The organism is Aeromonas sp. QDB18, from assembly GCF_027705325.1.
Classification (GTDB): domain Bacteria; phylum Pseudomonadota; class Gammaproteobacteria; order Enterobacterales; family Aeromonadaceae; genus Aeromonas; species Aeromonas caviae.
Genome location: NZ_JAPDBQ010000130.1, coordinates 1 through 12,372, shown reverse-complemented (window position 1 = coordinate 12,372; position 12,372 = coordinate 1). Strand labels below are relative to the sequence as shown.

At 59.6% G+C, this 12,372-nt stretch carries 15 protein-coding genes and 5 tRNA genes; 15 read left to right on the top strand and 5 right to left on the bottom strand.

Going from position 1 to position 12,372, the window contains the following annotated elements; all coding sequences use genetic code 11:
• Nucleotides 1-99: 99 nt before the first annotated feature.
• The 4 genes from OKC30_RS16530 to OKC30_RS16515 all read left to right on the top strand — a co-directional run bounded on the left by OKC30_RS16530 (nucleotide 100) and on the right by OKC30_RS16515 (nucleotide 2,411).
• Nucleotides 100-1,269 (top strand): UPF0149 family protein, encoded by a 1,170-nt coding sequence (locus OKC30_RS16530; protein ID WP_010674640.1) that lies wholly within the window; start codon nucleotides 100-102, stop codon nucleotides 1,267-1,269.
• 150 nt (nucleotides 1,270-1,419) lie between these two features.
• The gene (locus tag OKC30_RS16525; protein WP_010674639.1) at nucleotides 1,420-1,890 is read left to right on the top strand and encodes a MarR family winged helix-turn-helix transcriptional regulator; all 471 of its coding nucleotides are present in this window, start codon (nucleotides 1,420-1,422) and stop codon (nucleotides 1,888-1,890) included.
• Nucleotides 1,887-2,075, top strand: coding sequence for a DUF4250 domain-containing protein (locus OKC30_RS16520; protein WP_270666794.1), 189 nt, complete (start codon nucleotides 1,887-1,889; stop codon nucleotides 2,073-2,075). Before OKC30_RS16525 ends, OKC30_RS16520 begins: the two co-directional genes overlap by 4 nt.
• Before the next feature lie 156 nt (nucleotides 2,076-2,231).
• The gene (locus OKC30_RS16515) at nucleotides 2,232-2,411 is read left to right on the top strand and encodes a hypothetical protein (protein WP_270666795.1); all 180 of its coding nucleotides are present in this window, start codon (nucleotides 2,232-2,234) and stop codon (nucleotides 2,409-2,411) included.
• Nucleotides 2,412-2,502: 91 nt separating this feature from the next.
• Here the strand turns inward: OKC30_RS16515 and OKC30_RS16510 are convergent, their stop codons facing one another.
• Nucleotides 2,503-3,090, bottom strand: coding sequence for an FMN-dependent NADH-azoreductase (locus OKC30_RS16510; RefSeq protein WP_270666796.1), 588 nt, complete (start codon nucleotides 3,088-3,090; stop codon nucleotides 2,503-2,505).
• A gap of 226 nt (nucleotides 3,091-3,316) precedes the next feature.
• Between OKC30_RS16510 and OKC30_RS16505 the strand changes: the two genes are divergently transcribed.
• The 4 genes from OKC30_RS16505 to OKC30_RS16490 all read left to right on the top strand — a co-directional run bounded on the left by OKC30_RS16505 (nucleotide 3,317) and on the right by OKC30_RS16490 (nucleotide 6,587).
• A complete protein-coding gene (locus OKC30_RS16505; RefSeq protein ID WP_270666797.1) occupies nucleotides 3,317-4,207 on the top strand; it encodes a DMT family transporter in 891 nt (296 codons plus the stop codon).
• Nucleotides 4,208-4,280: 73 nt separating this feature from the next.
• Nucleotides 4,281-5,459 carry a formate-dependent phosphoribosylglycinamide formyltransferase gene (gene purT / locus OKC30_RS16500; protein ID WP_052814503.1) on the top strand — a complete coding sequence of 393 codons (1,179 nt, stop codon included), beginning with the start codon at nucleotides 4,281-4,283 and terminating at the stop codon, nucleotides 5,457-5,459.
• Nucleotides 5,460-5,587: 128 nt separating this feature from the next.
• On the top strand, nucleotides 5,588-6,247 hold the full coding sequence (gene hxpB / locus OKC30_RS16495; protein WP_043155976.1) for a hexitol phosphatase HxpB: 660 nt from the start codon (nucleotides 5,588-5,590) through the stop codon (nucleotides 6,245-6,247).
• Nucleotides 6,248-6,383: 136 nt separating this feature from the next.
• Nucleotides 6,384-6,587: a CPXCG motif-containing cysteine-rich protein gene (locus OKC30_RS16490; RefSeq protein WP_005336871.1), complete on the top strand. Its 204-nt coding sequence runs from the start codon at nucleotides 6,384-6,386 to the stop codon at nucleotides 6,585-6,587.
• Between the two features lie 78 nt (nucleotides 6,588-6,665).
• Here the strand turns inward: OKC30_RS16490 and OKC30_RS16485 are convergent, their stop codons facing one another.
• Both OKC30_RS16485 and OKC30_RS16480 read right to left on the bottom strand, forming a co-directional pair.
• Nucleotides 6,666-6,956, bottom strand: a complete 291-nt coding sequence (locus tag OKC30_RS16485; protein ID WP_029314482.1) for a YciI family protein — start codon at nucleotides 6,954-6,956, stop codon at nucleotides 6,666-6,668.
• A 102-nt stretch (nucleotides 6,957-7,058) separates the two neighbouring features.
• Complete coding sequence (locus OKC30_RS16480) at nucleotides 7,059-7,670, bottom strand: riboflavin synthase (RefSeq protein WP_039039091.1); 612 nt, start codon at nucleotides 7,668-7,670, stop codon at nucleotides 7,059-7,061.
• A gap of 133 nt (nucleotides 7,671-7,803) precedes the next feature.
• On the opposite strand from OKC30_RS16480, the gene OKC30_RS16475 reads away from it, so the two are divergent.
• The 7 genes from OKC30_RS16475 (at nucleotide 7,804) to OKC30_RS16445 (ending at nucleotide 10,205) form a co-directional block, all read left to right on the top strand.
• Nucleotides 7,804-8,010: a YaeP family protein gene (locus OKC30_RS16475; protein ID WP_010674629.1), complete on the top strand. Its 207-nt coding sequence runs from the start codon at nucleotides 7,804-7,806 to the stop codon at nucleotides 8,008-8,010.
• A 151-nt stretch (nucleotides 8,011-8,161) separates the two neighbouring features.
• The gene (locus tag OKC30_RS16470; RefSeq protein ID WP_270666798.1) at nucleotides 8,162-9,541 is read left to right on the top strand and encodes an MATE family efflux transporter; all 1,380 of its coding nucleotides are present in this window, start codon (nucleotides 8,162-8,164) and stop codon (nucleotides 9,539-9,541) included.
• A 194-nt stretch (nucleotides 9,542-9,735) separates the two neighbouring features.
• Nucleotides 9,736-9,812: transfer RNA gene (locus tag OKC30_RS16465), tRNA-Val, on the top strand.
• Nucleotides 9,813-9,823: 11 nt separating this feature from the next.
• A tRNA-Val gene (locus tag OKC30_RS16460) sits at nucleotides 9,824-9,900 on the top strand.
• A gap of 28 nt (nucleotides 9,901-9,928) precedes the next feature.
• Nucleotides 9,929-10,005 (top strand) — tRNA-Val (locus OKC30_RS16455).
• 36 nt (nucleotides 10,006-10,041) lie between these two features.
• Nucleotides 10,042-10,118 (top strand) — tRNA-Val (locus OKC30_RS16450).
• Between the two features lie 10 nt (nucleotides 10,119-10,128).
• Nucleotides 10,129-10,205 (top strand) — tRNA-Val (locus tag OKC30_RS16445).
• A 230-nt stretch (nucleotides 10,206-10,435) separates the two neighbouring features.
• On the opposite strand, the gene OKC30_RS16440 is transcribed toward OKC30_RS16445, so the two are convergent.
• Together OKC30_RS16440 and OKC30_RS16435 are read right to left on the bottom strand one after the other, a co-directional pair.
• On the bottom strand, nucleotides 10,436-11,386 hold the full coding sequence (locus OKC30_RS16440) for an ankyrin repeat domain-containing protein (RefSeq protein ID WP_270809695.1): 951 nt from the start codon (nucleotides 11,384-11,386) through the stop codon (nucleotides 10,436-10,438).
• Complete coding sequence (locus OKC30_RS16435; protein WP_270809694.1) at nucleotides 11,346-12,272, bottom strand: hypothetical protein; 927 nt, start codon at nucleotides 12,270-12,272, stop codon at nucleotides 11,346-11,348. The genes OKC30_RS16440 and OKC30_RS16435 overlap by 41 nt, the downstream gene beginning before the upstream one ends.
• Between the last annotated feature and the right edge of the window lie 100 nt (nucleotides 12,273-12,372).

The window sequence follows — 12,372 nt, the reverse complement described above, 5'->3', positions numbered from 1 at the left end:
CCAGCGGGGCTGACGCCCCGGCGAAATTCCCCTCCCACCTACGTCGGAGGGAGTCCCCTTTCGCATTTAAGATGGATCCAGACCCACAGCCAGCAGGAGATGAGTTACCCCGCCCTGCACGGCTTCCTGTGCGCCCGTCTGGCGGGGCCCGTAGCCCCCGACTGGCAAGATCCGCTGGCCGGCCTGCTGCCTCATGATGCGGCGCTGGACGAGAAGAGTGCCGAGGCGCTGCATCACCTGATCGCCGAGCTGGAAGCCCAGGCCGACGACGCGCAGCTGGCCCTGCCGAGCCAGTGTCGCCTCTCTACCGACAACCCGGAGCAGGTGTTTGACAAGCGCCATCCTCTGGGCCAATGGAGCTATGGCTTCAGTCAGGGGGTAGCCTGCTGGCCGGCGCCGACCGACCTGAACGATCCGGCGACCCGCTATCGCTTCAGCCTGGTGGCCGAGCTCTGCCTGTTTCGCGACAAGCCCATGGCCATGATGCTGCACCAGGCTACGGCCAGCGAGCCCCCCTTCCTCGATTTTTGCAAGCGTCAACGCCAGCAGATGAAGACGGCCCTCAACCTCCTGCTCGGCCAGGATCACTACGAGGCCGAGCCTGAAGAGAGCCCGTCCCTGGACAACGAGCAGACTCGCCAGTGGCAGCAGTGGTTCGAGCTAGCGGCAGAGAGCCGCGATCCCCTCGCTCGCCTTGGCTGGTTCGAGCGCATCATTGCCGATGCCAACCTCCTGTTCGATGAGGCATTCTGGCAAGCCCACGCGGGCCATGGCTGGCAGGTCCCCGAGGCACGCCCTCTGATCGCGGCCAGGGCCGGTCGAGCCGATTGCCTGCTGCGACTTGGGCAGCTTGGGCAGGCACGGGATGAGTACCTGGCCCTGCTCGCCCTCTGTCGCGCCGACGAGCCCGCTTGCCGCCACCCCCTCTCCACCCTCTATGCCTGGCAAGGGGAATGGGATGCCCTGCAACAACTGCTGGTGCGCTTTGATGAAGCCTCCTGCTGGCTGCTTTACAACAAGGCGTTGATGAGCTTTGTCTGCGAAGGGGAAGCGGCGGCGCGCCCTCATCTGGCGGCGGCAATGGAGGTCAATCCCCATGTGCCCGCCACTTTGCTGGGCCAGCGCCGCTTGCCCAAGCAGGAGCCTCGCCGCTGGCAGGGAGGCAGCCGTGACGAGGCGGCGCTCTACGCCTTGCAGAGTCGCGAGGCCTGGCTGACCCACAACGCCTTGATATGGCTGCGAAAGAGTGCGGGCAAGCAGGCCAGTTGAGACCCCAATTGCCGATTCGATGACAGAACACGTGCGCAAACGCACATTTTTCTGGTGACTGGTCAGACAAATGCCCCTGTGTTACGTATCATCAAGGCCAAAGTATCAAGAGAAACTGCACCCGATGCAGCCGCCACAGCAGGATGTCATATGTCGAAGATCATTGAGCTGCTCGCGCACTACCCTCCTTATCAGCTGGTTCACGCCGCTGAGATGGTGCGCGATACCTTTGAACAGTTTTATCAGCAGCGGTACCAACTCACCGTGCCCCAGTGGCGCCTGATGATGGTGCTCGGCCCCCACTACCCCATCAGCCAGAAGGAACTGGTGGAGGCGAGCGGCATGGACAAGGTACGGATCTCCCGCGAGATCCATCGTCTGGTGGAGAAAGGCATCCTGTTCACCGAGAACAGCGTGCAGGACAAGCGCATCAGCCTGGTCTCCTTCACCCCGGCGGGGCTCACCCTGTTCCAGCAGCTCAAGACGGAGGCGGGAAGCTGGCAGCACACCCTCACCGACTATCTACCGGCCGAGGCGCGTCAGAGCATTCGCCTGCACCTGCAGAGCGTCAGCGATGCCATCGAACAACTTCACCTGCTGGACAACGAGCAACCCTCATGAAGCTGAACAACTTTGCCACCATGGATGTCAACATGCTGCTGAGCCTGGTCAACATGCAGCTGCGTGATCACTACGAGGATCTCGATGATCTTTGCCGGTCGCAGGATCTCGACAAGGAGGCCCTGGTCGCCAGGCTGGCCAGCGGCGATTTCCACTATCAGGAAGATCAGAAGCAGTTCAGATAGGGATCCGGATCACAACCCATGCCGCTGGCTCCGTCGGCAAAAGCTGCTAAGGTGGTGGCTACCCGGTCCGTTGATGTTCGCAAGAGGTATGGATACATCTTGTTGTCACAGACCGCGGTTAGCCTCTTGTTCACCACCCGCAGCCAAGGATGACCCATGATGCGCCTCATTCAACCAACCAGCCTGATCACCCTCTGCACATTGCTGGTGATCAGCCTCTTCCTTCCCCAGGTCCCCACCAGCGCCGAGCAGTGGCTCACCACCCTGCTGCTGGCCTCCCTCGTGGCGGTCTTTCTGATGGTCGGCAGCGGCTGCCGCCACTTCCTGCGCGAATAACGACACCAGAGCGCGATGACTGCCCAAAAACAACAACGCAGCCCGAGGGCTGCGTTGTTGTTTCAGGATACTGTGGAGGCCCCGAGTCGCATCAGTAAGCCAGGGTTTCCAGCTGCTCCTTGGCCTGCTCGATCCCCTTGGCTTGCGCCTCCGGACCCATGCCCATGCCTTCGGCATAGATGAAGTCCACTTCGGTCATGCCGATGAAGCCCAGCACGGTACGCATGTAGGGGGTCACCAGGTCGGTGGCATTGCCCACGTGCATGCCGCCACGGGGGCTGACCACCAGGGCGCGGGTGTTCTCCACCAGGCCGACCGGACCGGTCTCGGTGTAACGGAAGGTCACGCCGGCACGGGCCACCAGATCGATCCAGTTTTTCAGCTGGGTCGGGATGTTGAAGTTGTACATGGGGGCCGCGATGATCACCAGATCGCTCGCCTTGAGCTCGGCGACCAGCTCGTCGGACTGGGCCAGCACCGCTTGCTGACGCTCGTTCAGGTTCTCGCCACCACGCAGGCCCATGGCCAGCTCGCCGTCCAGCACCGGCAGGTTCAGGGTCGCCAGATCGCGTACCTGGATGGTGTCACCCTGGCGCTCGGCCAGGTAGCCGTCGATCAGGGCGTTGGATTGGGAATACTGGCCCAGGATGCTGGACTTCAGAACGAGGATATTGGCCATGGTGAAACTCCATTTGATTGTCAATTGAACAGCCAGGCTGTCGATGGAGGTCACTATAAAGACTGGCATTAAAGCCTGATAGCGAAAATAGATGCTCAAGTCATTCAAAAAATTTGATGTCTGTGCATTTCCTCGGCAGAGAGGGGCTCATCAAACTCCGCACCCTTGGCATGACAAACGATTGCCGTTATGATCCGCCGCACTTTTTGTACGTGATCCGGATCTCATGACCTCCTCCCGCAGGCACTCCCCCTTTGCCGGCGCCGTCTGGATGATGGTGGCAGGCCTCTGCTTCGCCGCCGTCAACAGCCTGAGCCAGTATGTCAGCTTCACGCTCGGCCTCCCCTCGACCCAGGTCGCCTTTCACCAATATCTGATCGCCCTGGTCTGCCTGCTGCCCTGGCTGGTGCGCCACGGTCTGCGCCAGTCCCCGATGACGAACCAGCTGCGCCTGCACCTGCTGCGGGTCGCCCTGGCGGTGACCGGCATCCAGTTCTGGCTCTGGGCCCTGGCGGTCCCCGTCCCCATCTGGCAGGGGATCGCGCTCTTGATGTCCTCCCCCCTGTTTGCCACCCTGGGATCAGCCCTCTTTCTCAAAGAGCAGGTGAGCCGGGCCCGCATTCTCGCGACCCTGGCGGGGTTTGTGGGCGCCATGCTGATCCTGGCTCCCTGGACCGACGACTTCACCCTGGCCTCCCTGCTGCCGGTGGCGGCCGCCCTCTTCTGGGCAGGCTACTCCTTGCTGGTGCGCTATCAGGCGGCCAGCGAGTCGTCCCACACCATCGTCGTCTACCTGCTCGTCTTCAGCACCCCGTTCAACGCCATGCTGGCGATCCCTGAATGGCAGTGGCCGAGCGAAACCAAGTGGCTGCTGGTGGCCGCCTCGGGCGTACTGTCGGCACTGGCCCAGATGTCCATCGCCCGCGCCTACAGCGTGGCGGAGGCCTCCTTCGTGCAACCTTTCGATTTTGCCAAGCTGCCCATGAACGTGCTGGCCGGCTGGCTGGTATTTGGCTGGGCGCCCCCCGGTCGCTTGTGGCTGGGGGCGGCCATCATCATCGGCGCCATCACCCTGCTCACCCATCTGGAGCAGCGCGCCCACCCACCCACTTCCTGAGGTACGCCATGCGTGCCTCTTTTTTTGCTCACCCGGATCAGCCCTGCTGACCACCGACCTCAGGAGAGATCAGATGTTTGGAACCGCCACCCGCCCCACTGCGACCCGCGCCCTGCTGCTGGGATCAGGCGAACTCGGCAAGGAGGTCGCCATCGAGCTGCAGCGGCTCGGTATCGAGGTGATCGCCGCCGACCGCTATGCCAACGCCCCCGCCATGCAGGTGGCCCACCAGGCCCGCGTGCTGGACATGCTGGATGGTGCCGCCCTGCGCGCCCTGGTGGCCGAGGTCAAGCCCGACCTCATCATCCCCGAGATTGAAGCCATCGCCACCGACACCCTGGCCGCCCTCGAGCAGGAAGGGGTCAAGGTGGTGCCCAATGCCCGCGCCACCCAGCTCACCATGAACCGGGAGGGGATCCGTCGCCTCGCCGCCGAAACCCTGGGACTGCCCACCTCTGCCTACCGCTTTGCCCAGAGCAAGGAGGAGTTTGTGGCCTCCGTCGAGGCCATCGGCTTGCCCTGCGTGGTAAAACCGGTGATGAGCTCCTCCGGCAAGGGGCAGAGCCTGCTGCGCGACCTCGCCAGGCTGGATGAAAGCTGGACCTATGCCCAGGAGGGGGGCCGTGCCGGTCGTGGCAAGGTGATTGTCGAAGGCTTCGTTCCTTTCGAGTACGAGATCACCCTGCTCACGGTGCGCGCCGTCGATGGCATCCACTTCTGCGAGCCTATCGGCCATCGTCAGGAGGATGGCGACTACCGCGAATCCTGGCAGCCCCAGGCCATGAGCGAGCTGGCCCTGGCCCGCTCCAAGGAGGTGGCGGCCAAGGTGGTCGAAGCCCTTGGCGGCTACGGTCTGTTCGGGGTCGAGCTCTTCATCAGGGGTGACGAGGTGTGGTTCAGCGAAGTCTCCCCCCGCCCCCACGACACCGGCATGGTGACCCTGATCTCCCAGGATCTCTCCGAGTTCGCCCTGCACGTGCGCGCCATCCTGGGGCTGCCCGTCGGCACCATCACCCAGTACGGTCCGAGCGCCTCTGCCGTGGTGCTGCGGGAAGGCCACAGCCAGGATATCCGCTATCAGGGGATTGGCGAGGCACTGGCCCTGGTGCCGGGTGCCCAGTTGCGTCTCTTTGGCAAGCCGGAGATCGCCGGTCGTCGTCGCCTCGGGGTGGCGCTCGCCCGTGGACAGGATTGCCAGGAAGCCGTGGAGCAGGCCAAGACGGTGGCAGCCCGGGTAGAAGTACTGTTCTAGGCAATCCGCTTTACCACGCAAAAACAAACGTTTATCTGCGTGATCCGGCGCAAGGGGCAGGTGACTGCCCCTTTCCCATTGAAGCACCAGGCTTATAATCCCCCCTTCACCTATGTCAGGAGTACAAGATGTTAACTGCCGTGATCTTCGATATGGATGGTGTTCTGATCGACTCGGAACCCTTCTGGCAACGGGCACAGATGGCCGTCTTCGCCGAACTGGGCCACTTCCACACCGAGGAGGACTGCAACTCCACCATAGGGGTGCGCATCGATCAGCTGGTGGCCCACTGGTACCGGATCCGCCCCTGGAGCAGCCCCAGCCAGGAAGAGGTAGTACAGCGCATCCTGGATCAGGTGATCGCGCTCATCCTGCAAGAGGGACAGCCCAAGGCCGGGGTGCTGGAAGCCCTCGACCTCATCGAGGCCCAAGGGCTCAAGATCGGGCTCGCCACCTCCTCACCGTTTGCCATGGTCGAGGCGGTGCTCGGCAAACTCGGCATCCAGGACCGTTTCATGGCGGTCCACTCCGCCGAGGTGGAGCGCTTTGGCAAACCCCACCCGGATGTCTATATCCACGCCGCCGAGAAGCTCGGCGTCGAGCCTGTGCACTGTCTCGCCATTGAGGACAGCTTCACCGGCCTGCTGGCGGCCAAGGCAGCCTCCATGACGGCGCTGATCGTGCCGGACCCGGCGCTGGTCGGCGATCCCCGTCTGGCCATCGCCAACCACGAGTTGCGCTCTCTTGCCGAGCTGAACACAGAGATGCTGGCCGGCTGGGTCAAGTAGGCAACACCCTGGCGGACTGACCTCCTGCCTCGCTTGAGCCCGCTCATAAACGTGCGCTTGCTCGCGGTTGCGCCGCCTTGTGGCGACTAGAATCAGCAGGAGCACAGAGACGGCCCACGGGCCCGAGGAGGTCACCATGATCGAGTACACCAGCAAGCGTATCGTCTGCCCCCACTGCGGCCACCACACCCGGGTCGAGCTGGATGCCAGCCAGGGGGATCAGGAGTTCTACGAAGATTGCATGGCCTGCTGCAACCCCATCCACCTGCGGCTGCACCGGGATGAAGCCCGCGACTGCCTGCAACTCTTCGTGGATGCCGACGACGAGCAGCTGTTCTGAATTCCCCTGTCCAGACACAGATAAAAACAAACGGGACCCTGTGGGTCCCGTTTGTTCTGGTGCCATCGTCAGGCTGGATCACGCCTCCCTCAAGCACGCCGCCTTCGCCGACGTCATGGTCGGAACAAACTCCACCACCTGATAATCGGCCGCCTCTGCCTGCTTGAAGGGATCCTCTGCCAGCATCGCCTCCAAGGCGTCTCGGCTCACGCCCTGCGCCAGTATGACGCCCCCGACTCGGGGTACCCGACGCCCGGACGCCAGAAAATGGCCTGCGGCATATTGCCGCTCCAGCCACGCAATGTGGGCCGGGATCAGGGCATCGATCTCCGCCAGCGGTTTCACATAGGTCAATGTCACGACAAACATAGAGAAGTCTCCAAGGCTCTGGGGCGGCGCCTCTTCCACAAGAGGGCGCCTTTCCCGTGATGCCGCCCTCCTCTTCGAACCCTGGGGGCAGCGCTCAGGTGGTTACTGGCGCGCCGCCAGCACCCGCTCCACCGTGTCGACGATGGCCTGGGTCTGGGGGTCTATCTCGATGTTGGTCCGCCAGCCGGCCTTGACCCAGCCCAGGTTGGTCCGGGCCAGGGTCTCGGGGATCAGGTTGACGCAGAACTCGCTGGCGCGCACCTCGCCCACGGTGAGGCTGATGCCGTCGATGCCGATGTAGCCCTTGGTCAGCACGTACTTCATAAGCGCAGGATCGAGGCGATACCACACCTGGCGGTTGTTGGGGGTGTCGATGACCGAGGTCACCTCGGCCGTCCCCATGATATGGCCGGACATGGCATGGCCGCCAATCTCGTCCCCAAAGCGGGCGGCCCGCTCCACGTTGACCTTGTCACCCACCACCAGTTGCCCAAGGTTGGTGAGGCGCAGAGTCTCCTGCATCAGATCGAAGCTGACCAGATCCCCCTCCACCCGGGTGACGGTCAGGCAGCAGCCGTTGTGGGCCACCGAGGCCCCCAGGGCCAGCCCCTCGCCCCAGGCCGGGCTCGGCATGCGGATCACGTGGGTGCGAAAATTGGGCAGTGAATCGATGGCCACCAGTTCGGCGGTCCCTTGTACGATGCCGGTGAACATGAGTCTCTCCAGGCTGTGAAAATTGTCGGCAGGTTACCCCCGGCCACCTTGCAAGACAAGGGTGCCGGCTGACAAGGAGAAGCGCGATCGCTATAGTGACCCCAATCAATCCAGACTGAACGAGGAAACAAAAATGCAGGTATATCAATGCTGTGAAGCCATTCGCATCGCCTACAACCAGATTGGCTCCGGTGAGCAGGGTTATGTGCCCCAGGCCATTGCCGCCAGCATACGGGCGCTCAACGCCGTGGCCTCCGACGAGCGGGTACCGGCGGATCTGCGCGAGCAGGCGGCCTATGCCGCGGCCAACCTGCTGATCAGCGATCACGAAGACGCCTGATCCCGGCTACAAATCTGCCGCCGACCTTCCCCGTTGGCGGTTTTTCAGGCTAGAATGACACCCCCGCATCTTGTCTCCTCAGGACGAGGAGGCAAAAGCCCATCTCTCTTGCCCGCTCTTTCTCTTTTATCTGATCCACTCGGAGGTGTCAGTGCAACGTTATTGGTCCGAGGCGAAGCAGCTCGTTCGTCTAGCCAGCCCCATTCTGGTCGCCCAGGTGGCCCAGATCGCCATGAACTTCGTCGATACCGTGATGGCGGGACAGGTGAGCGCCGTGGATCTTGCCGCCGTGTCGGTGGCGTCCAGCTTCTGGTTGCCGATCATCTTGCTGGTGCAGGGCATCATCATGGCCCTCACCCCCATCGTTTCCCAGCTCAACGGCGCTCGCAAGCAGGACGAGGTGCGCCCCGCCGTGCACCAGGGCTTCTGGCTCGCCCTCATCGTCACGCCCATCGCCATGGTGGCACTCTACTTCAGCCCCCTGGCACTGCAGTTCATGGACGTGGATCCCGTCATGGCGGCCAAGACTGCCGGCTACCTGCACGCCATCCTGTGGGGCCTGCCCGCCTTCGTGATGTTCCAGGTGCTGCGCAACTTCAGTGAGGGGCTCTCCCACACCATGCCGACCATGGTGATCGGGTTCGTGGGGCTCGCGGTCAACATCCCCGCCAACTACATCTTCATTCACGGCCACTTCGGCATGCCGAAACTCGGCGGCGTCGGCTGCGGCGTAGCCACTGCCATCGTGCTCTGGGCCATGCTGCTGGCGATGATCGTCTATGTGAAGTGCTCTGCCCACTTCAAGCACATCAACCTGTTCGCCCAGCTGGCACGCCCCAACGGCAGCCGGATCTGGCGCCTGTTTCGCCTGGGGTTTCCCATCGCCATGGCCATCTTCTGCGAGGTGACCCTGTTTACCGTGGTGGCCCTGATGCTGGCCCCCTTCGGTGCGGAGACGGTGGCGAGTCACCAGATTGCGCTCAACTTCTCCAGCCTGGTCTTCATGCTGCCCCTCTCCATCGGTGTCGGCGTGACCATCCGGGTCGGTCACAACATAGGGGAAGGTCAACCGGATCAGGCCAGGGTCGCCGCCCGCACCGGCCTGATGCTGGGCATGGGCGTCGCCGCCGCGACCGCCGCCCTCACCGTGCTGCTGCGCGACCCCATCGCGGGGATCTACACCGACGACCTGCAGGTGATCGGCCTCGCCGCCACCCTGCTCTTCTTCGCCGCCATCTACCAGATCTCCGATTCGGTACAGGTGGTGGCCGCGGCGGCCCTGCGCGGTTACAAGGATACCCAGGCCATCTTCTACGTCACCATCGTCGCCTATTGGGGGCTGGGTCTGCCCACCGGCATGATCCTGGGGCTGACCGACTGGGTGGTACCGCGCATGGGCCCGCAGGGCTTCTGGATAGGCTTCATCGTCGGTCTCACCTCCGCCGCCCTGATGCTGGGCGCGCGGCTGCGCGTCATCTACGGCCGCTTCGCCAGCCCCGCGGCCTGCACAGCCCTCTCCCGGGCGCAATAGGGCGCGGCCAGGGGCACGGGGAGCCGCACTTTTGGGGCGGCTCGCCTGTAAAATCAACAGGCTGCACAAGAACTGGGCAAACAGTCTCCTTTGTGCAAGTCCCTTGTTGACAGCCTTGGGGGCCATGGGTAGTATGCCGACCACGCCAGCAGTGCTGGCGGGATAAAACGGGTTTTCAACCCGGTTTATGAAGTGGGTTTATAGCTCAGTTGGTTAGAGCACTACCTTGACATGGTAGGGGTCGTTGGTTCGAATCCAATTAAACCCACCACTTTTCGTGATGCGTCCTTAGCTCAGCTGGTTAGAGCACCACCTTGACATGGTGGGGGTCGGTGGTTCGAGTCCACTAGGACGCACCATCTAAGTCATAAGTTTTACTTATGGTGTGCGCCCTTAGCTCAGCTGGTTAGAGCATCACCTTGACATGGTGGGGGTCGGTGGTTCGAGTCCACTAGGGCGCACCATTCTCATCTTGAGAACATTCGATTTAACAAGACTTTGCGTCCTTAGCTCAGCTGGTTAGAGCACCACCTTGACATGGTGGGGGTCGGTGGTTCGAGTCCACTAGGACGCACCAAAATTGATATGCGTCCTTAGCTCAGCTGGTTAGAGCACCACCTTGACATGGTGGGGGTCGGTGGTTCGAGTCCACTAGGACGCACCAAATTCTAAAAAATCCCGCCCTCGAGCGGGATTTTTGCTTTCTGTCGCATTAGTTTTTCTTATTCAAAGGAATTGATTCATCCGAATCCCATTTTAGCCTTGTGCCTAAAAAAGGCACCTCCGTGCCCAAATCTACAGGCACGGTTTGATCTCGTCGTGCCCAAGCCAGACCCCTACCCCATCCGGCACCGCACCATACTTATGGATTTAATTTACACATACACCCACTATTCAACTGCCATTAGGTACATCGTCACATCCATCCTGATGCAAGACAGTTGCATATGGCGAGATATCTTTCAAAACCTGCAGAACGCCTGTTGATTTAAAATCCTTAGCGATCTCTAGAATAGAAATGTCTCGACCTGTTTCTGGGTCTTTGTAGGTTTTCTTGATATCGCCGCCGCAAATAAGCATCTGCTCAAAAATAGACCTTTCATCCATTTCGACGGCCAGCATCAGTGGCGTGTATCCTTTAAGCGGACTGGCGAGCTCGGCGTTGACATTGGCGCCGCTCTTGATTAACAGTGAAGCAATGCGTCGTAGCTCACTTACATCCATATTCTGGTGTATATTTTGATACATGATATCAATGCAGCGTTGTTGAATAGGTCCATACAGACCTGAATTGATGAGGTTTTCTAGAGACTGTCTTTGCTGATCTAAAGTAAAACCCGATAGGCCTTGGGCTTGACGCCGAATCGCATCCAGCACTTCGGACGTCACAAGCATTGAGGTCTGGTGTTTTTTACACAGCTCTGGGTCTTTCAATATGCCGATTAGCTTAAGGCAAACATTTAGTGCTGTTTGCTCATCAGTTTTTCCACGGCCGTTAGGGTCTGCACCCATTTCCAAAATAGCAGCAACGACGTAAAACCGACCTGATTCGACAGCTGAAATAATCGGCAGTAATCTTTTCTTCTGAGTCCTAGTATTGATGGTCTTTACATCATGTAAAACGCTGCTGATCAATTTAAAAGTTTCATCATTCAGTGAGCGGTATAGGGGACCGCCGGAAAAAACATTAGCCTCATTAAATTCAGTGACATTAAGTGCCTCGAGGGCCATCAAAATCGGTGTGTCCCCAACCTCGGATTGAACATTAACATCTGCTCCCTTTTCAATAAGCTTTCGACAAACATCAACATCTTCGTTCAGCGCAAACCAAACAAGTTGGGGCATGGCTCTCTGCCAAGTATCGCCTACTTTTATGGTGCGGTTTGGATCGATAATCCGGTTTTATTTCTGACGGCCGCAAAAAAACCAACGGGCCTCGTGCTATCGTCGACGGTTTACATTCTACCCCTGGGAAAAGGCCTGCTTTAGGAAACATCCGATCAAAACTTGATCGCCAAAGGTCGATTTCCCATTCTTCAATGTTGTCCGATACTTTCTGGGATGGTTCTGAACTCGTTATTGATGGAATATCGTAGCCAAAGATTACTTGCATCCACTTAATCTGCTTGAGAAAGACCTTATCTGGATTTGGTTGGCATGCTGCAACGACAATTGCTTCCTCGGTGATATACTTTTGATTTTCTCCAGCAACAAACGCGGCCTTTTCAAATGCGCTCTTATACAGACCATTGGCTGCCTTCAAATCTCCTGAGAAAACGTGCCATCGTGCATCATGCCAGTCAATCCAATAACCAGTATGCGGCAGCCTTTCTGATGCATTAATCAGCTCTCGGACTTCTTGAATGATGCGTCGATATTGTTCTGGATCTGTCTTCTCGACGGTACGCATCAGTCCTAACTGAAGCTTAGCAATAAGCTTTCCTGCGGGACCAAGTGATTGCAATAAATCATCCTGTATAAATCTGATTTCCTTATCTATATAGGCCTTACTTTCTACGCCCCATAAAGCAAGTCTGGCTTCAGTCAAAAGTACACGACCATGCTCGCCTCGCCTAATGAAATCAATTGAACGGGCGAGAAAAAGTAATGGTTTGATCAGATCCCAGTTTTTCGAATTTTTGGCGGCGTCATTAGGTGTGTTTGGCTGTGACAACAAATATAGGGATTGCGCAGAAGGCAGATCGTCACCTTTTCTCCAGGATGTAATCATATCTCGACGTTCCTTATTGAGACGGCCTTGTTGCACAAATCGGGGAACTATCTAGCCAAGTGGTGATCTGATCTCCCGGATCAATCACCGAGCACAGTCG